20 protein-coding genes are annotated in these 18,347 nt (G+C 43.0%); 19 read left to right on the top strand and 1 reads right to left on the bottom strand.

From position 1 onward, the window contains the following. The first annotated feature begins 610 nt into the window (after positions 1–610). The 10 genes from J7I80_RS18910 to rsmI all read left to right on the top strand — a co-directional run bounded on the left by J7I80_RS18910 (position 611) and on the right by rsmI (position 8,009). Positions 611–853, top strand: a complete 243-nt coding sequence (locus tag J7I80_RS18910) for a sigma factor G inhibitor Gin (protein WP_214740376.1) — start codon at positions 611–613, stop codon at positions 851–853. A gap of 83 nt (positions 854–936) precedes the next feature. Then, entirely contained in the window at positions 937–2,358 is a 1,422-nt protein-coding gene (locus J7I80_RS18905; protein ID WP_214740374.1) for an aminotransferase class I/II-fold pyridoxal phosphate-dependent enzyme, read from the top strand. Between the two features lie 2 nt (positions 2,359–2,360). Further along, a complete protein-coding gene (tmk, locus tag J7I80_RS18900; RefSeq protein ID WP_214740372.1) occupies positions 2,361–3,011 on the top strand; it encodes a dTMP kinase in 651 nt (216 codons plus the stop codon). A gap of 216 nt (positions 3,012–3,227) precedes the next feature. Continuing rightward, positions 3,228–3,557 carry a cyclic-di-AMP receptor gene (locus J7I80_RS18895; protein WP_079504170.1) on the top strand — a complete coding sequence of 110 codons (330 nt, stop codon included), beginning with the start codon at positions 3,228–3,230 and terminating at the stop codon, positions 3,555–3,557. A gap of 28 nt (positions 3,558–3,585) precedes the next feature. Continuing rightward, the gene (locus J7I80_RS18890) at positions 3,586–4,026 is read left to right on the top strand and encodes a YaaR family protein (protein WP_214740370.1); all 441 of its coding nucleotides are present in this window, start codon (positions 3,586–3,588) and stop codon (positions 4,024–4,026) included. Positions 4,027–4,039: 13 nt separating this feature from the next. Next, positions 4,040–5,047 (top strand): DNA polymerase III subunit delta', encoded by a 1,008-nt coding sequence (holB, locus tag J7I80_RS18885; protein ID WP_214740368.1) that lies wholly within the window; start codon positions 4,040–4,042, stop codon positions 5,045–5,047. Then, positions 5,040–5,870, top strand: coding sequence for a PSP1 domain-containing protein (locus tag J7I80_RS18880; protein WP_214740366.1), 831 nt, complete (start codon positions 5,040–5,042; stop codon positions 5,868–5,870). The genes holB and J7I80_RS18880 overlap by 8 nt, the downstream gene beginning before the upstream one ends. A gap of 13 nt (positions 5,871–5,883) precedes the next feature. Next, positions 5,884–6,255 (top strand): DNA replication initiation control protein YabA, encoded by a 372-nt coding sequence (gene yabA, locus J7I80_RS18875; RefSeq protein WP_102264786.1) that lies wholly within the window; start codon positions 5,884–5,886, stop codon positions 6,253–6,255. 105 nt (positions 6,256–6,360) lie between these two features. Beyond that, positions 6,361–7,104: a tRNA1(Val) (adenine(37)-N6)-methyltransferase gene (locus J7I80_RS18870; protein WP_214740364.1), complete on the top strand. Its 744-nt coding sequence runs from the start codon at positions 6,361–6,363 to the stop codon at positions 7,102–7,104. Positions 7,105–7,127: 23 nt separating this feature from the next. After that, positions 7,128–8,009 carry a 16S rRNA (cytidine(1402)-2'-O)-methyltransferase gene (gene rsmI, locus J7I80_RS18865; protein ID WP_214740362.1) on the top strand — a complete coding sequence of 294 codons (882 nt, stop codon included), beginning with the start codon at positions 7,128–7,130 and terminating at the stop codon, positions 8,007–8,009. Positions 8,010–8,066: 57 nt separating this feature from the next. Here the strand turns inward: rsmI and J7I80_RS18860 are convergent, their stop codons facing one another. Further along, entirely contained in the window at positions 8,067–8,354 is a 288-nt protein-coding gene (locus J7I80_RS18860; protein ID WP_102264789.1) for a transition state genes transcriptional regulator AbrB, read from the bottom strand. A gap of 698 nt (positions 8,355–9,052) precedes the next feature. Between J7I80_RS18860 and metG the strand changes: the two genes are divergently transcribed. The 9 genes from metG (at position 9,053) to ispE (ending at position 18,323) form a co-directional block, all read left to right on the top strand. Next, positions 9,053–11,008: a methionine--tRNA ligase gene (metG, locus tag J7I80_RS18855; protein ID WP_214740361.1), complete on the top strand. Its 1,956-nt coding sequence runs from the start codon at positions 9,053–9,055 to the stop codon at positions 11,006–11,008. Positions 11,009–11,302: 294 nt separating this feature from the next. After that, on the top strand, positions 11,303–12,070 hold the full coding sequence (locus tag J7I80_RS18850; RefSeq protein ID WP_214740359.1) for a TatD family hydrolase: 768 nt from the start codon (positions 11,303–11,305) through the stop codon (positions 12,068–12,070). Positions 12,071–12,309: 239 nt separating this feature from the next. Then, on the top strand, positions 12,310–13,494 hold the full coding sequence (locus tag J7I80_RS18845) for a resuscitation-promoting factor (RefSeq protein WP_214740382.1): 1,185 nt from the start codon (positions 12,310–12,312) through the stop codon (positions 13,492–13,494). Between the two features lie 216 nt (positions 13,495–13,710). Next, on the top strand, positions 13,711–14,271 hold the full coding sequence (rnmV, locus tag J7I80_RS18840; protein ID WP_214740357.1) for a ribonuclease M5: 561 nt from the start codon (positions 13,711–13,713) through the stop codon (positions 14,269–14,271). Further along, a complete protein-coding gene (gene rsmA, locus J7I80_RS18835) occupies positions 14,264–15,142 on the top strand; it encodes a 16S rRNA (adenine(1518)-N(6)/adenine(1519)-N(6))-dimethyltransferase RsmA (protein ID WP_214740355.1) in 879 nt (292 codons plus the stop codon). Before rnmV ends, rsmA begins: the two co-directional genes overlap by 8 nt. A 198-nt stretch (positions 15,143–15,340) precedes the next feature. Continuing rightward, positions 15,341–16,219, top strand: coding sequence for a sporulation peptidase YabG (gene yabG / locus J7I80_RS18830; protein ID WP_192473640.1), 879 nt, complete (start codon positions 15,341–15,343; stop codon positions 16,217–16,219). 196 nt (positions 16,220–16,415) lie between these two features. Further along, complete coding sequence (veg, locus tag J7I80_RS18825) at positions 16,416–16,679, top strand: biofilm formation stimulator Veg (RefSeq protein ID WP_023613322.1); 264 nt, start codon at positions 16,416–16,418, stop codon at positions 16,677–16,679. A 154-nt stretch (positions 16,680–16,833) separates the two neighbouring features. Further along, positions 16,834–17,013 (top strand): small, acid-soluble spore protein, alpha/beta type, encoded by a 180-nt coding sequence (locus J7I80_RS18820; RefSeq protein WP_041967995.1) that lies wholly within the window; start codon positions 16,834–16,836, stop codon positions 17,011–17,013. Between the two features lie 440 nt (positions 17,014–17,453). Further along, the gene (ispE, locus tag J7I80_RS18815; RefSeq protein WP_413632786.1) at positions 17,454–18,323 is read left to right on the top strand and encodes a 4-(cytidine 5'-diphospho)-2-C-methyl-D-erythritol kinase; all 870 of its coding nucleotides are present in this window, start codon (positions 17,454–17,456) and stop codon (positions 18,321–18,323) included. The last annotated feature ends 24 nt before the right edge of the window (positions 18,324–18,347 follow it).

The following is an 18,347-nucleotide window of genomic DNA, read 5'->3' as shown; positions in this document are numbered from 1 at the left end:
TAATGGCTGTTCTTTTTTTGTGTGTTGATTTAAGAAAGATGCCGGATAAAGCGCAGCAAATGCTTATATCGATTGATTTTAAACAGATCTGAAGAAATAACGGGAAAAGCTGTCATAATATGAGCCAACTTCAGACATGTTTAAAGGAAAAGTGTGAAAAGCTGTCAAAAGAAGAGGCAATTTCAGACAGGTTTGTAGGAAAAGCAGGAAAAGCTGACAAAAGATAAGGTAACTTAAGACAAGTTTGAGGGAAAAGCAGGAAAAGCTGTCAGAAGATTAGCCAACTCCAGACAGGTTTGAAGGAAAAGCACAAAAAGCTGTCAGAAGAAGAGGCAACTTAAGACAGGTTTAAAGGAAAAGCCCCAAAAGCTGTCCGAACCAGGAGCAGCAACCTGCCATGCACGCAGAAAAAGTAAAAATCTTTCCCTAACAAGCTCTATAATCCTTCAGCATTACTATTCAGTAAGCTTAAAAATCAATGTTTACTCCTCTGCAAAATAATAAACCAACCTAAATTGTTATAAGACATACAAGGAAACCGAATGTAAATCATAAAATATAAAACAACTAAACTTCCTAAAATATTATTCGGAAAATTGTATACAAAAAAATGCTCCTGGCAACAATAGGTGTACGGAGGTGGAGAATTTTGGGTTCGCTTTTAGCTAAGAATCAAATCGGGGAAACGTGTGTGATTTGCGAACAGACGAAAAGTGCTGGCATACACCTGTATACTTCTTTTATATGCACAGAGTGTGAGAGCATCATGATCAAGACAGATACGAGTGATCCTAAATATAAATATTATGTAGAAAAGCTAAGGAAGGTAACAAAGCCTGGCATTTACAGTTAAAAGCTCATTTCGAGCTTTTATTTTTTTTGCTGAAAAACAGTGTTAGAATAGATAGGTGTGAATTTATAGATATAGGTGAGATTATGGATCAATCCAAAACACCCTTGTACTCTCAATTGGTTAAGCATTCAAACGGAAGCCCTCTGTCGTTCCATGTACCGGGGCACAAAAATGGGGCTTTTTTTCCCGAAGAGGGACAACCCTTCTTCCAGCAAATTTTGAAAATGGATGCAACTGAAATAACAGGATTGGATGACCTTCATTCGCCCGAGGGAGTTATTTTTGAAGCTGAGGAATTACTTAGCGATTTATATAGTACTGATAAAAGCTTTTTTTTAATAAATGGATCAACTGTCGGGAATCTTGCGATGATCATGGCGGCAATCAATGAAGATGATGTGGTGCTGGTCCAACGTAATTCCCATAAATCCATCATGAACGCTATAAGACTCGCAAAGGCAAAACCGGTATTCATAAGCCCGGAATACAACGAAGAATACAGAGTGGCTGCCGGGTTAAGTATTGATGGGGTTAAATCAGCCATTAGCCAGTATCCGGATGTAAAAGCACTTATTTTAACCTATCCCAATTATTACGGACTGACTTATGATCTCAAGAGCATTATAGACCTGGCTCATGAGGACAGCATTCCTGTATTGGTGGATGAGGCTCATGGAGTACATTTTATCGCGGGGGATGATTTTCCTGGGTCTGCTGTTGAACATGGGGCAGATATTGTCGTACAGTCGGCTCATAAGACATTGCCGGCGATGACAATGGGAGCCTTTCTGCATTATCAGTCGAACCTGGTATCACTCAACAAGCTAAAGTTCTATTTACAGGCCCTCCAGTCTAGCAGCCCTTCCTATCCGCTGATGGCATCGCTGGATTTGGCACGGAGCTATCTGGGTACTTATGAACAAGAAGACTTGTCGTATTTGAAATCAGAACTGCAGGAATTTAAAGAAAACCTAGAGAAATTGGATTCCATTCGGGTTTTGCCTGGGGATGATCCATTAAAGCTAACCATTCAATCCTCGTCTGGCTTCGAGCTGCAATCCAGGCTTGAATCAAAAGGGATCTTTACGGAATTGGCTGATCCTTATAATGTGCTGCTCGTTCTTCCATTGCTGAAGCATGGCATGGAGCATCGCATGCTGGAAGCTGCTGAAAAGATTGCTGAGGCAGTAAGCACCATGCCGAATGAGAAAAATAAACCTGAGTCCAAGGTCATTCAAAAAAGGATTTCAACTTTGGAAGTCAGTTATAAAGAGATGGAGAATCAGCAGACAGAATATGTCCTGTTGCAGGATTCCGCAGGCAGGGTGTGTGCGGAACAAATCATTCCTTATCCGCCGGGAATACCACTTTGTCTTCCTGGTGAAGTTGTGACGGAAAATGATATTGAAACAATCCTTTTCTTAAAAGCAAAACAAGCAAAAATCCAGGGCGGAGATTATTTGCATGCTGGTAAAATAAAAGTGTTTAAGAGTTGGGGGCTTTAAAATTGGCAAAAGGAATATTTATTACGATTGAAGGTCCGGATGGTTCTGGAAAGACGACAATCCTTCAAATGCTTGCTCAAAATCTTGAAAAAGAAGGATACGCCATGGTGGCTACTCGTGAGCCTGGAGGCATCGAGATTGCTGAACAAATCAGGGAAGTTATCCTGGATCCGGAAAATACTGCTATGGACCCGCGGACAGAAGCACTTCTATATGCTGCGGCGAGAAGACAGCATCTTGCAGAGAAGGTGAAGCCTGCTCTCGAAGAAGGAAAAATCGTCTTATGTGATCGTTTTGTTGATAGTTCTCTTGCCTACCAGGGACATGCTCGTGGTTTAGGTATTGATGAAGTTTACTCAATCAACGAATTCGCGATTGAAAACATGATGCCGGCGATGACTTTATACTTTGATGTCGCACCGGAGATCGGCTTGGAAAGGATCAATAAAAACAAAGGCCGTGAAGTCAATCGACTGGACCTGGAAAAGCTCGACTTCCACCAAAAGGTGAGGGAAGGCTATTTGATCCTGGCTGAGAGATTCCCAGAACGAATCGTTAAAGTGGATGCTTCTAAGGAACTCGATACAGTCTACGGACAAGCAGAAGCTGAAATTAAAACGCTTATAAATAGGTTTTTCCCAAACAAGCCTTGATCAACCTCAGGCTTGTTTTTATTTGGATTGGCGAATAAAGAGTTATTTTAGCGAATATGTGTATATCAACTGGAAGCCAATGGAATTTTACGTTTAAATCATGTCTTGTCACATGAATCCTGTTATAATGATAATACAAAAGTTACGGAGTGAAACCTTTTCGTTCAGCTTGCACTGTGTGGAGCAAGTCTATAAAAAAGTCTAGGGGGATAATGAATGAAGTTAATATTAGCTGTGGTCCAGGACCAGGATAGCAACCGTCTATCCAATGCATTAGTAGACCATAATTTCCGCGCAACAAAGATGGCCAGTACGGGTGGATTCCTGAAGTCCGGAAATACCACTTTTATTATAGGTACAGAAGACATCAGGGTAGATAAGGCATTGGAGGTCATAAGGGATAACTGTAAGTCGCGTGACCAGCTGGTAGCACCTGTCTCTCCGATGGGAGGGAATGCAGATTCATATGTTCCTTACCCTGTGGAAGTCGAGGTTGGCGGAGCGACTGTATTCGTATTGCCTGTTGAGCAGTTTCATCAATTTTAACGGGAAATACCCGGAGGTTTAGCAAGAGATGAAGATTAATCAGGATATGCGCCTTAACATAGATAAAGTCCGACAGGATCAAAAACAACAGCCTGGAGGCGGAATCAGGTTCAATGAATTAGTAGAGAAACAAGAACATAAATTGCAGCTCGGACAGATGCAGCAATTAATGAAGGAAGTCGAGTCTGCCGGTGAAAGGCTTGCGCGGTCAAGGACGTTCAAGGACCTTGCCAAATTCAAGACACTGGTAAAGCAATTCGTAAAAGAAGCGGTCAGCTTTGGAATGGAGCTAAAGCACTCGCATAGCTGGAATCAATATGGCGAAGGCAGGTCATTGAAGCTTGTAGAGACTATTGATGAAAAGCTCGTACAGCTGACAGAAGAGTTGATGGATAATAAAGATGAACAGATTGATATCCTGGGCAAAGTAGGGGAAATCAAAGGTCTGTTGATCAATTTATATACGTAAGTGAGTGATCGCATTGGCAAAGACGTGGGACGAGCTGGAGAGACTCCAGCCGAATGTTTTGAAGATGATTAAAAACAGCATCCTGAAAAATCGAATCGCCCATGCGTATTTATTTGAAGGAATGAGGGGCACTGGCAAAAAGGAGATTAGTATTCTTCTTGCTAAGAGCATCAATTGCCAGGCGCCTGTTGAGGGCTATAAACCTTGTGAAAGCTGCTTGAACTGCAAAAGGATCAACCATGGCAACCATCCGGATATCCATCTTGTCGAGCCCGATGGCCTGTCGATAAAGAAAGGGCAAATCCAGCAGCTGCAGGAAGAGTTTTCGAAAACCGGCGTAGAGTCAAAGAATAAGCTATACACGATTGTCCATGCTGATCGGATGACGACAAATGCGGCAAACAGTCTGCTGAAATTCCTTGAGGAACCGCATGCGGGAACTGTTGCCGTGTTGATCACCGAGCAGGCCCAGCAAATGCTGCCGACGATTTTATCGAGATGCCAGCTGATCAATTTTACGCCGTTATCTCCTAAAAATATGGCGGAACAACTGATTGCCAATGGGATACAACCGCAAATGGCACCCCTGTTGGCACAGCTAACCAATAATTTGGAAGAAGCTTTAGAGATAAGTCATGATGATTGGTTTGCACAAGCACAAAAAATAGTGTTAAAATTATATGAAGTGCTGAAAAAGAATTCCCTTGAAGCTATGGTCGCGCTTCAAGAGAACTGGTTTATGCACTTCAAAGAGAAAGAGCAAATCGATCGTGGTTTGGATTTATTACTTCTTATTTTTAAGGATTTACTATACATTCAGCTTGGCAAGAAAGACCAGGTTGTATATCTAAACGAAAGCTCACGTTTAGAACAATTTGCATTACAGACATCCGGACGGCGTCTTACCGAACAAATGGCAGCCATTCTGGAGGCGAAGAGGAAGCTGCATGCCAATATGAATCCCCAGCTGCTCATGGAAGAGCTGGTGTTAAAATTGCAGGAGGGATCTACACTTGTATGATGTAGTAGGTGTCCGCTTCAAGAAAGCGGGAAAGATTTATTATTTTGATCCCGGCGATCTCTCAATTCAAAAGGACGAATTCGTCATTGTCGAAACTGTAAGGGGTGTTGAGTACGGAAGAGTAGTAACTCCCCGTAAACAGGTCGGCGAAAAGGATGTAGTCCTGCCTCTGAAAAAGGTAGTCAGAATTGCAGATCAGAAGGATCGCCTTATTGTCGAGGAGAACAAAACAGCTGCAAAGGAAGCGTACGATGTTTGCAGTGAAAAAGTGAGTGAGCATCAGCTGGATATGAAACTGGTTGATGTTGAATATACATTTGACCGCAATAAAGTCATTTTCTACTTCACGGCTGACGGCCGGGTCGATTTCCGGGAGCTGGTCAAGGACTTGGCTTCGATTTTCCGGACAAGGATTGAACTGCGCCAGATTGGCGTAAGAGATGAAGCGAAAATGCTTGGCGGGATAGGACCATGCGGCAGAATGCTTTGCTGCTCCACGTTCCTCGGGGACTTTGATCCAGTTTCAATCAAGATGGCCAAGGATCAAAACCTCTCGCTTAACCCAACAAAGATTTCCGGCCTTTGCGGCAGGCTCATGTGCTGTTTGAAATATGAGAACGATGAATATGAAACAGCGAAAGAGCAGCTGCCTGACCTGGGTGAAACGATTGTTACACCTGATGGTACAGGAAAGGTTGTCGGGTTGAACATCCTGGAACGAGTCATGAAAGTTGATATACCAGGCCAGGAACGCGTGCTGGAATATACACTTGAGGAAATACAGGAAGCAGGAGCTGTATCGTTGCAATCATCCACAGATTAATGAGGTGGAACAGGTGGATAAAAAAGATATCTTTGACTCAGTAAGTAATATGGAATCGCAGATTGGTGATTTATACCGTCAGCTTGGTGAGTTAAAACAGCATTTGGCAGAGGTTCTGGAAGAGAACAATGCATTAAAGCTGGAAAATGAGCATATAAGACGCCGTCTGGATCAAACCATTGGTAAAAAAGATCCAACCATTAAGAAGAGCGGTAAGGGAAACAGCAATCAGGCACAGGGTGATAAAAATGTGGTCGACATCGGTGAAGGCTACGACAACCTTGCCCGCCTTTATCAGGAAGGCTTCCATATCTGCAACCTGCATTTCGGAAGCCCCCGCAAAGAGGATTGCTTATTCTGCCTATCCTTTCTTAATAAAAAATAATTGGCAGCCTTCCTTAATTGGGAAGGCTATTTTTATAATGTTAAACGCCAAATGGTCATCACGACCAGGGCGATGGAACATATGCGTATGGAGGAAGTATCTATAATGGTTAATTTACGAGAAGATGAACGATTGGATTATTTGCTGGCAGAGGATTTAAGGATTATCCAGAGCCCGAATGTATTTTCCTTTTCACTGGACGCTGTATTGCTTGCAAGGTTTGTCTGGGTGCCAATCCAAAAAGGTAAGATTGTCGACCTGTGCAGCGGCAACGGGGTAATTCCATTGTTTTTAAGCGCAAGGACGAAGGGGACAATCACCGGGGTAGAGATCCAGGAGCGCTTGTACGATATGGCAGTCCGCAGTATTGAATATAATAATCTAGACAATCGGTTACATATGATCCATGGTGATCTCAAGGATGCGCCTAAAGAGCTCGGCTATGAGAAGTATGATGTCGTAACATGCAATCCTCCTTATTTCCTTACACCTTCAAAGGAAGAAATAAATATGAATGAACACCTTGCGATTGCGCGTCATGAGATCCTTTGCACACTTGAGGATGCGATTAAATCATCAAGCCAGCTTGTGAAGCAGGGCGGCAAGGTTGCCTTTGTCCACCGTCCAGGCAGATTGATCGATATCATCGAAATCATGAGGAAATACCGGCTCGAGCCTAAGCGGATCCAGTTTGTTTATCCTAAGGCCGGGAAGGAAGCAAATACTCTTTTGGTAGAGGCAATCAAGGATGGAAGTCCTGAGCTTAAAATTCTTGAGCCTTTGACGGTCTATGATGAAAATAATGAGTATACCCCAGTGATCAAAGAAATGTTATATGGAAGTAAATAAGCAAACAGAAACGGGTGATTTACATGCAACAGCAGAAAAGCTTTGAACGGGAGCACGAAAAAGGGATTCTTTACCTCGTGCCGACTCCTATCGGGAACCTTGAGGACATGACATTCAGGGCGATTAGAATCATGAAGGAAGCCGATTGGATTGCGGCGGAGGATACGAGGAATACGAAAAAGCTATGTAATTATTTTGAGATTGAAACGCCCGTTACCAGCTATCATGAACATAATAAGGAAAGCAGCGGATTTAAATTGATTGAACGGATCAAAGAGGGAGCAAAAGTCGCACTTGTCAGTGATGCGGGAATGCCAACCATTTCCGATCCAGGCACGGAGCTGGTGGCCGAGGCAATCGCCGAGGGACTGACTGTCGTACCGCTTCCAGGTGCGAACGCGGCTTTGACAGCTTTGATTGCCTCTGGCATTATTCCTCAGCCGTTCTACTATTACGGGTTTCTCCAAAGGAGCAAAAAGGATAAGAAAAAGGAACTTGAGCTGCTGGCAAAACAGACGGCAACCATCGTTCTCTATGAATCCCCCCATCGTTTGAAGGAAACGCTGTCGCTGATGCTTGAGGGACTTGGCGATCGAAAAATGGTCCTTTGTCGTGAACTGACGAAGAAATATGAGGAGTTCATAAGGGGAACGGTTGCTGAAGCATTGGCATGGGCAGAGGAAGAAGAAGTCCGCGGCGAATTTGTATTGATCATCGAAGGGGCCTCTCCTGATTCAATTTCCGAAGCAGAAAACCAATGGTGGGAAAGATTAAGCATTGAAGAACATGTTGAACATTATATATCCAAAGAACAAATGAACTCTAAGGATGCAATCAAACAAGCAGCGAAAGATAGGGGCATGCAAAAGAGAGAGGTTTACCAGGCGTATCATATTAAAGAATAGTGCGGAAACTGACATATAAAAAAGGCCGTGGATTGTCCACGGCCTTGAGTATTAGAATTAAGCTTTTACAGGTTCGAAGCTTCCCTGGATTTCTTGTAGAAGCTGTTCAGCACCTTCACGGCTAAGGATAAGCTTGCCGCCTGCCAATGTGATATTGTTATCAGAAACTTCACCAGTGATATGGCAAGTCATGTTAGGCTTGTACTTCTTAAGGATGATGCGGTCATCATCAACATAAATTTCCAAAGCATCCTTTTCTGCGATGCCAAGAGTCCTTCTAAGTTCGATTGGAATTACCACACGGCCAAGCTCATCAACTTTACGAACAATACCAGTAGATTTCATTTTTTAATCTCCTCTCATTTCCCCATCTATTAAGTTCGTCATTTTTCGACATTTTTCTCTTATTGGTTTTATAATACCAAGGATTCCAATAACCGTCAATTATTTTATTTTTCTTGTATTAGCAAATTTTAACACAATGCGAAAACCTTTTCATATCAAGGGTTATGGACGAGAAATGCAAGAAGGAATAAGGAATGGTGCAGTTATCTCGAAATGAGGATAATGGAAAAATATTATTGGGGTAATAGTATTCAACGCATAATTCGACAAAATTCTACAATCTCATTCGACAAAATGTCACAATTTCGACAAACTCTTAATGGAATGTACATTATTTTATTAACAGGTATATTCTATTTGTGGATTTGGTTATGATTTTATTATGCAGAATATCAAACTTTCACTTTATAAATCGGCTTTTATGCTCCTGCCCAATAAATAAAGGCGGAGCTTTTTTGATAACGACGCGTCCACAATGAATCTCACTGACAAAATACGTAAACTTTATAGGGAGAATGTCCGTAGTGGACAATTTTTTTAAAAGAAACCCTCTTTTTCCTGATTGATTAAAAAGCGAATGTCGAAACCATGGATAACGCTCTTTTGTTTTACATTAAAGTGTTATGAATCCAGGGGCATTAGCTGTTATAATAACTACTATTAGAATGAACTAGCAGTTTTAGCTAAGGAGGATCTTCATGGAAGAGAAATTGAAAACCTTTTATCTTACAACCCCGATTTATTATCCGAGCGGCAATTTACATATTGGCCATGCTTATACGACAGTAGCAGGCGATGCAATGGCACGCTATAAAAGACTGCGCGGCTATGATGTCATGTATTTGACAGGAACCGATGAGCACGGTCAAAAAATCCAGCGCAATGCCGAGGCAAAAGGCATCACTCCGCAGCAATATGTTGATGAAATCGTCGAAGGCATCCAGGAGCTTTGGGGCAAGCTGGATATTTCCTACAATGATTTTATCCGTACGACTCAGGACCGCCACAAACAGATTGTCGAGAACATTTTTGCCCAACTGCTTGAACAGGGTGATATCTATCTTGATCAATACGAAGGGTGGTACTGTACTCCATGCGAATCCTTCTATACTGACAGACAACTTGAAGATGGAAACTGCCCGGATTGCGGCCGCCCTGTCGAAAAGGTTAAAGAAGAGTCGTATTTCTTTAAAATGAGCAAATACGCAGACAGGCTGCTGAAATATTATGAAGAGAATCCTGACTTCATCCAGCCAGAATCCCGTAAAAATGAAATGATCAATAACTTCATTAAACCTGGACTTGAGGATTTGGCCGTTTCACGGACAACGTTTGACTGGGGTGTAAAAGTCCCTGGCGACCCTAAGCATGTTATTTATGTGTGGATCGATGCGTTGTCAAACTATATTACAGCTCTTGGCTATGGAACAGATGATGACTCCAAGTACTTGAATTACTGGCCGGCAGATGTCCACCTGGTCGGCAAGGAAATTGTCCGTTTCCATACCATTTACTGGCCAATCATGCTGATGGCGCTTGACCTGCCGCTTCCTAAAAAGGTTTTTGCCCATGGCTGGCTTTTGATGAAGGATGGAAAAATGTCGAAATCCAAGGGGAATGTAGTCGACCCAGTGACACTGATTGACCGCTACGGTCTTGATGCGCTTCGCTACTACCTGCTTCGTGAAGTTCCATTTGGTTCTGATGGAGTGTTCACTCCTGAAGGTTTTGTCGAAAGGATCAACTTTGACCTTGCGAATGACCTTGGAAACCTATTGAACAGAACAGTTGCGATGATCAATAAGTATTTCGACGGTGAAATTCCAGCGTACAATGGCTCTGAAGGGGAATATGAAAAGCAACTGCTTGAAATGAATAAAGAGACGGTCCGAAAGTACGAAGAGGCAATGGAGAAGATGGAATTTTCCGTGGCACTTACTTCCGTATGGCAATTGATCAGCCGCTGCAATAAATTCATCGATGAAACACAGCCTTGGGTACTGGCGAAGGATGAAGAAAAGAAGGCTGAACTTTCTAATGTAATGGTCCACCTTTCTGAGTCATTGAGAAGAGTGGCTGTACTATTGAAGCCATTTCTGACAAGGACACCGGATAAAATTTTCGCCCAGTTGAATGTCGCCACCGAAACGCTTCAGTCTTGGGAAAGCCTTGAAGAGTTTGGCCAGATTCCAGCCGGAACGAAGGTCGTTCAGGGTGAACCAATCTTCCCTAGACTTGAATTGAAGGATGAAGTGGAATTCATCAAGGAAAAAATGCAAGGTTCTGCTCCGGCTGCGGCACCTGTGGAAGAAGAGAAACCGGAACCTCAGGATGAAATCACAATTGATGACTTCATGAAGGTTGAGCTGCGTGTAGCAAAGGTTGTTCATGCAGAGCCTGTTAAAAAGGCGGATAAACTGCTGAAGCTTCAACTGGACCTTGGTTATGAAAAGCGTCAGGTTGTTTCCGGCATCGCGAAGTACTATAAACCGGAAGACCTTGTCGGCAAAAAGGTAATCTGCGTGACAAACCTGAAGCCGGTCAAACTTCGCGGGGAGCTTTCCGAGGGAATGATTCTTGCAGGGGAAAAAGATGGTGTCATGTCATTGGCAACAGTTGATGACTCATTATCAGTAGGTGCGAAAGTAAAATAAAATCTTTTAGACCTGGAAATGTTTCATGTGTAACATTTTCAGGTTTTTTGTGTTAAAAAGGCAATTTTTTTAGAAGAGTGATTTATGATAGGGAAGAGAGACAGTTAGCAAGCATTCCCGACACCTGTCGGGTTTTTATGAAACCGAATTCAAAAATTTGACCTGGACATTGAAAAAAAGTTATGATATCGACACAACTTCACAATAATAAGAACATCACAGTGATCCTATTCTGCTGAATGTCAGGAATCACTAGAATGAAACTGCAGAGTAATGCTGCAAAGGAGTTTTAACATGCTTTTTGATACACATGTACACTTAAATGCAGAACAATTCAATGATGATCTCCAGGAGGTTATTGACCGGGCGCTTGCTGAGGGTGTCACGAACATGGTTGTTGTCGGGTTCGATGAGGCGACGATCAAGAAAGCGATAGAACTGGCTGAAGGCTATGATTTTATCTATGCAAGTGTAGGGTGGCATCCAGTCGATGCGATTGATATGACACAGGAGCATCTGGACTGGCTGAAAGAACTGTCCAGCCATCCGAAAGTAGTCGCACTCGGGGAAATGGGCCTTGATTATTACTGGGACAAGTCACCTAAGGACATCCAGAAAGAGGTCTTCCGAAAACAAATCAGGCTGGCAAAAGAAGTGAATCTTCCTATTATCATACATAATCGTGATGCAACAGCAGACATAGTTGAAATTTTAAAGGAAGAGAACGCCGGGGAAGTAGGCGGAATCATGCATTGCTATAGCGGCAGTGTGGAAACCGCGCTGGAATGTATCGATATGAACTTCTATATTTCGCTTGGCGGACCGGTTACGTTCAAAAACGCGAAGAAACCAAAGGAAGTGGCAGAATCGATTCCAATGGATCGACTGTTGGTTGAAACAGATTGCCCTTACCTGACGCCGCATCCATATCGCGGAAAAAGAAATGAACCAGCGTATGTAAAATTGGTGGCCGAACAAATTGCAGAACTGAAAGGGTTAACACTCGAGGAAGTTGCAGGCGAAACAGCCAAAAATGCAAAAAAATTATTCGGCATAAAGTGATAAGGAATGTTGTCGATTTTTCAATAAGGTTGTCCAAACTTTTTCTGTTTCTAAAAAGTTCTACATGTCTCACTGGCGACATAGGATAACCGTGTCGATAACTCTTGCTTTTCTTTTTATGGAGCATCTTGCATAATAGGGACTACGTTTGGGGCAAGGGTGTCTGGGTTGACAAGTCGGCAACAATATCTTTATAATCACTCCGAGAAGAGGAGGCGTTTTTCATCGTGATTAATAGTATGAAAAACCTGTTTTCCAAGACTTTGAGTAAAAAGAAACTGGTGATTTTTTCTGCTAGTTTCCTAGTTTTTGCTGCTGCTCTTGGGTTCTTCATGTATGAAGGGACCAAAAAGACAGTTGCATTGACGCTGGATGGCGAAGAAAGAGTCATTAAAACACATGCAAATACTATCCAAGATCTATTTAATGATCTCAAAATCTCACTACGCTCAGAGGATTATTTATCACTGGCGGCAAACACAGAGGTGAAGAACAACCTCTCGATTGTGTGGAAGCCGGCAAAACAGGTAGAGCTAATACAAGATCAGGAAAAGAAAACGTATTGGACAGCAGCCGATACGGTAGAGGACTTCCTGAAAGAACAGAATATCGTTTTAAATGAACACGACAAGTTAAACCTAAACCCAGACGCTAAGTTAAAGCAAGATTTGAAGATTGCCATTCAAAGAGCTTTCCCGCTTAAGCTTGTAGTTGGCGGAAAAGAACAAGATGTATGGTCGACTTCGACTACGGTCGCTGACTTTTTATCACAGCAAGGAATCACACTGAACGAAATGGACCGTGTTGAGCCTGCGTTAAAGCAGAACGTCACAAAAGATGCCGTGATTAATGTTATTCGAGTTGAAAAAGTCACCGATGTAGTGGAAGAACCAATTAGCTATGCAGTCGTTACGAAAAATGACAGCAAACTGGAAAAAGGGAAACAGAAAGTCGTAACAGAAGGCCAGGAAGGCTTGCTTTCCAAGGAATATGAAGTCATCCTTGAAAATGGCAAGGAAGTTTCAAGAAAACTGGTCAGTGAAAAGAAACTGAAAGAGAAACAGGATAAAGTCGTGGCAATGGGAACGAAGGTCATCGTAGCTCAAGTTTCCCGTGGCTCAAGTGAACCGGCAGGTAAGGAGTTTTACGTTACTTCTACAGCGTACACCGCTAACTGTAACGGCTGCTCCGGTTACACGGCTACTGGAATCAATTTGCGGGCCAACCCTAACATCAAGGTCATTGCAGTAGATCCAAGAGTTATTCCTTTAGGTACCAAAGTTTATGTGGAAGGCTATGGCTATGCAATAGCTGCCGATAAAGGATCAGCCATCAAAGGCAATAAGATCGATGTCTTTTTCGCATCAAAAGCAGATGCATACCGTTGGGGCCGTAAAACCGTCAAAATCAAAATCCTGAATTAATTTATGGATGCAGGGGAATCTTCCTCTGCATTTTTGTTTTTTCATTTTACGTTTAAGGTATAATAAGAAAAGCGTAATCGCTTAAAAACTTTACACCTATATAGACGATTATATTTCAAAAATGTTTCATTTATTTCAAAGAAAATTTATTTCTTTTTAATTTCTAAGAGAAATCTTATCCATTTGAAGATGAATGAGTTCGAGTACGGAGGAATCATGAAGTTAAAAGAAATCATTGTAGTTGAGGGCAAGGATGATACAACGGCGATCAGGCGTGCTGTTGACGCAGATACAATTGAAACGAATGGATCGGCGATCAATGCCGAAACCATTGAACGGATTCGGAATGCCCATGAAAAGCGGGGTGTGATTGTTTTTACCGACCCTGATTTTCCGGGTGAAAAAATCCGCAAGACCATTTCAGAGCAGGTTACAGGGTGCAAGCACGCATTTATTCCAAAGGAATTGGCTAAGCCAAAATCCGGGAGAGGACTTGGTGTTGAGCATGCATCTCCAGAAGTGATCCGTGAAGCGCTGAAGGATGCTCAGGTAATGGATGCAGAAGCAGTTGAAGAGATTACCCAGGAGGACTTGATTGTTGCGGGTCTGGTTGGCGGTCCTGGTTCCAGGGAGAGGCGTGAAAAGCTTGGAAGGCTGCTGAAGATCGGATATACAAATGGCAAGCAGCTGCACAAGCGCCTGATGATGTTTCAGGTGCAAAGACAGGATTTTGCCGATGCGCTGGCAGAAATCCTTAAGGAGGAACAAAATGCATAAAGATATTGCAACCCCGATGAGAACGAAGGAAATACTTAATAAATACGGCTTTTCATTTAAGAAGAGCCTGGGACAGAACTTTTTGATCGATACGAATATCCTGAACCGCATCGTCGACCATGCTGAATTGACCGACCATAGCGGTACCATTGAAATTGGACCTGGAATCGGCGCATTGACAGAGCAGCTGGCGAAAAGAGCTGAAAAGGTGGTTGCTTTTGAAATTGACCAGCGTTTGCTGCCGATTTTGGAGGATACACTCTCACCTTATCCAAACGTAAAAGTTATCCATAGTGATGTACTGAAAGCCGATGTTCAAGCTGTGATGAAAGAGGAATTTGGGGAACAAAACGACGTTATGGTCGTGGCCAACCTACCGTATTACGTGACAACGCCTATCCTGATGAAGCTGCTTGAGGAAAGGCTGCCAATCAGGGGCATCGTCTGCATGCTTCAAAAGGAAGTGGGCGACAGGATTTCGGCCAAGCCAGGAACGAAGGAATATGGTTCACTGTCCATTGCCGTCCAGTATTATACGAAGGCCGAAACTGTGATGATTGTTCCGAAAACGGTCTTTATGCCACAGCCTAACGTAGATTCAGCGGTCATAAGATTAACATTGCATGATGAACCGCCTGTGAAGGTGAAGGACGAGAAATTCTTTTTCCATGTCACCAGATCAAGTTTTGCCCAGCGCCGTAAAACCATCCTGAATAACCTGACTAGCCAGCTGCCGGATGGAAAGCAGAAGAAAGAAAGTATACAAGCAGCGCTCCAGCAGGCAGGAGTGGAAGAGTCGCGACGTGGAGAAACTCTCACGATAGAAGAATTCGCGCAATTGAGCAATGCGCTGTATCCGTATTTTCATTAAAATAAGCAATGCTCTCACAGCTGTCCCTAAAGTCCGAGATGTTCGGACTTTTTTCTTTTTGTAATGGTTTATATCATAGTGTCCGAAATCCAGCCCTAACCACTCCATTCAGAAAGCACATGTCTATGGGTATTTGCATATTTTATGTAAGAATACCACTTAGCGCAGCCTGTGTGCGGGGCAATTGGAGTGAGGATGATGAATATTAACCTCATGGATATCGTCGGCAGGGTTTCGCATCAATGCGATATTATGTTCCGGGTTATCGATATCAGAGAGAAACATGGCAAAAAAATCGCGATATTATATGGTGAGGATTTCCGGTTGATTGCGGATGCGCCCTATGAAGATCTAATTAAAATCGATCCGAGTATGCGCATGAGGCTGACAAAGGAATTCCGGTCACTTGAAGAACAGTCATATAAGCTATTCAGGCAGGATGTGGATCTATTACAGCAAAAGCAGGAGTATGAGACCACTGAGGGCTACAGCAAGTCATATAACTACTTTCAGATGCCTGGGAAGGTGCTCCATATTGATGGAGATCCGAATTATTTAAAAAAGTGCCTGACCCTTTATGAGAAAGTCGGAGTCCCGGTGTATGGATTCCATTGCAATGAAAAAGAAATGCCGGACAAAGTCGGAATGCTGATTGATTATTATCGGCCTGATATTTTGGTCATCACCGGGCATGATGCCTATTCAAAGTCTAAAGGGACTATGGATGATATCAATGCTTATCGCCACTCCAAGCATTTTGTCCAGACAGTGAGAGAGGCAAGAAAGAAAATCCCCCATTTGGACCAGCTTGTCATTTTCGCTGGCGCTTGCCAGTCACATTTTGAGTCATTGATCCACGCTGGTGCCAATTTTGCCAGTTCCCCTTCAAGAGTTAATATCCATGCGCTTGATCCGGTCTATATCGTCGCTAAGATCAGCTTTACACCGTTCATGGAGCGCATTAATGTGTGGGATGTCCTTCGCAATACATTAACTGGCGATAAGGGACTTGGCGGCATCGAAACAAAGGGAGTATTAAGGACAGGAATGCCATATAATAAAAATTCGTCGGACTGAATAAAATACGGTCCGGCGTTTTTTATTATTTTGTACATATTTTATCGCATTAAAGGCTACGCTAAAATTGTTGAAATTTAGAAGAAAAAGAAGTCCGAAATATATTGACTTTTAAATTTAAGTACTGTTATAATTTATGTTTTTGTTTGACTAAATAGTGTCAGCGTGTTATACTTTACACAGTGAGGTGGACCGAATGCCAAAAACATTATCGGATATCAAAAAAGCGCTTGATTCAAACTTAGGAAAAAGACTCATGCTAAAGGCCAACGGAGGACGGAGAAAGACGATTGAACGTTCTGGCGTGTTAGCGGAAACTTATCCTTCTGTTTTCGTCATTGAGCTTGACCAGGATGAAAATGCTTTTGAACGTGTTTCGTACAGCTACGCAGATGTTTTAACTGAAACAGTGGAAATTACCTTCTTTGAAGATACAACAGGATCAATAGCTTTGAGCTGATTTTTGGCTCAATGCAGTACAGGCAGTCAACTTTCGGGTTAGCTGCTTTTTATTTTGTCCAATTTTGCTATCGGAAGGATAAATAAGGCGCACATGAAAACTTCTTCTTTTAAAAATACTAAGGTAACCGCGGTGGTGAAAGGAGATGGTAGTAATGGGCAGAAGAAGAGGGATTATGTCTGAAAGGTTGAAGGAAGAGCTTGCGAAAGAACTTGGCTTCTATGATGTCGTCCAGAATGAAGGATGGGGCGGCATAAAGGCCAAGGATGCAGGTAACATGGTAAAGCGAGCAATTGAGCTGGCCGAACAGCAGCTTGCGAACCAAAACCGCTGACCCAGATGAATATTCTTTAGAAACTGCCACACAGCTGTTTTCACAGTTGCCAATAAAATTCAGATCCATCGCGGCGCCGGGGCTTATGCTCCGGCTTTTTTTATGGATAAAAAGGTGTACAGCTTCCATGTATCCTACTGCAATTCTAATTCTTTGTGAATTTACTGTATTCGCCATAATGCAAATGATAAAATAAAGGAATGTTTCTTACAGGGGAGTCTTACTTATTTTACTCAGAGAGTATTGTTTTAGATTAGACAATTGTCCAGCTCCACTGGTCGGCCCTCCGTGGCATACGATGTGCTAGACCCGCCAGCCACAGGACGTGGCGCTTTAGGCGGGCAGCGCTAGTCGGGGCTGACCAAGGCGCTTGCGCTTTTCTTTTCTTTTTGTGGTAAAATAGGACAAAATGTGGAATTCGTTTAAAGTAGGTGGAAGTAGTGAAGGTATTAGTGAAGGCGCCGGCAAAAATCAATTTGTCGCTGGATGTTTTGCATAAACGTCCGGATGGTTACCATGAGGTGGAAATGGTGATGACCACGATTGATTTGGCTGATCGCATCGAACTTAGTTTACTAGAAGAAGACAGGATCGTGATCCATTCCCATAATCGGTTTGTTCCAGATGACCAAAGGAATCTTGCTTACCAGGCAGCTCACCTTTTGAAGGAGAGGTTCCAGGTGAAGCAAGGTGTCCTTATTGGCATTGAGAAGACTATCCCTGTGGCAGCAGGGCTTGCTGGCGGCAGCAGTGACGCAGCGGCGACATTAAGAGGATTGAATAAGCTATGGAAGCTTGGTCTATCATTGGACGAGCTGGCAGTGCTGGGTGCGGAAATTGGCTCAGATGTTTCTTTCTGTGTGTACGGAGGAACAGCGCTGGCGACAGGCAGAGGGGAAATAATCGAGGAATTGCCGGCGCCGCCGACGTGCTGGGTTGTATTGGCGAAACCGTTTATCGGTGTATCGACTGCGGAGGTGTATCGCCGCCTTAATGTAGAAAAGATTCAGCATCCGCCTACAAAGCAAATGATCTCCGCTATTGAAAATGGAGATTTCCATGGAGTCTGCAATAGTGTCGGAAATGTTTTGGAAGATGTGACTCTTTCGCTATATCCCGAGGTAGCACAAATCAAGGATCAAATGAAGCGATTCGGTGCTGATGCTGTCTTGATGAGCGGAAGCGGTCCGACGGTATTCAGCCTCGTAGCACATGATTCGCGAATGCATCGAATTTATAACGGTCTGCGAGGGTTTTGTGACCAGGTATTTGCAGTGAGAATGTTAGGAGAGCGCCATACCCTTGATTAAATCCGTATAATGGTGGTATATTAA

The organism is Bacillus sp. ISL-41 (genome assembly GCF_018613235.1).
Lineage (GTDB): Bacteria > Bacillota > Bacilli > Bacillales > Cytobacillaceae > Mesobacillus.
Note: the sequence above shows the minus strand (reverse complement) of the source record. Positions and strands in the feature narration are given on the sequence as shown.

Coding starts and splice junctions, on each gene's coding strand:
- J7I80_RS18895 (WP_079504170.1), top strand. CDS start 3,228: ATGAAGTTAATATTAGCTGTGGTCCAGGACCAGGATAGCAACCGTCTA.
- J7I80_RS18910 (WP_214740376.1), top strand. CDS start 611: ATGCTCCTGGCAACAATAGGTGTACGGAGGTGGAGAATTTTGGGTTCG.
- rsmI (WP_214740362.1), top strand. CDS start 7,128: ATGCAACAGCAGAAAAGCTTTGAACGGGAGCACGAAAAAGGGATTCTT.
- rsmA (WP_214740355.1), top strand. CDS start 14,264: ATGCATAAAGATATTGCAACCCCGATGAGAACGAAGGAAATACTTAAT.
- J7I80_RS18850 (WP_214740359.1), top strand. CDS start 11,303: ATGCTTTTTGATACACATGTACACTTAAATGCAGAACAATTCAATGAT.
- J7I80_RS18890 (WP_214740370.1), top strand. CDS start 3,586: ATGAAGATTAATCAGGATATGCGCCTTAACATAGATAAAGTCCGACAG.
- yabG (WP_192473640.1), top strand. CDS start 15,341: ATGAATATTAACCTCATGGATATCGTCGGCAGGGTTTCGCATCAATGC.
- J7I80_RS18905 (WP_214740374.1), top strand. CDS start 937: ATGGATCAATCCAAAACACCCTTGTACTCTCAATTGGTTAAGCATTCA.
- metG (WP_214740361.1), top strand. CDS start 9,053: ATGGAAGAGAAATTGAAAACCTTTTATCTTACAACCCCGATTTATTAT.
- rnmV (WP_214740357.1), top strand. CDS start 13,711: ATGAAGTTAAAAGAAATCATTGTAGTTGAGGGCAAGGATGATACAACG.
- veg (WP_023613322.1), top strand. CDS start 16,416: ATGCCAAAAACATTATCGGATATCAAAAAAGCGCTTGATTCAAACTTA.
- J7I80_RS18820 (WP_041967995.1), top strand. CDS start 16,834: ATGGGCAGAAGAAGAGGGATTATGTCTGAAAGGTTGAAGGAAGAGCTT.
- J7I80_RS18860 (WP_102264789.1), bottom strand. CDS start 8,354: ATGAAATCTACTGGTATTGTTCGTAAAGTTGATGAGCTTGGCCGTGTG.
- J7I80_RS18845 (WP_214740382.1), top strand. CDS start 12,310: ATGAAAAACCTGTTTTCCAAGACTTTGAGTAAAAAGAAACTGGTGATT.
- J7I80_RS18870 (WP_214740364.1), top strand. CDS start 6,361: ATGGTTAATTTACGAGAAGATGAACGATTGGATTATTTGCTGGCAGAG.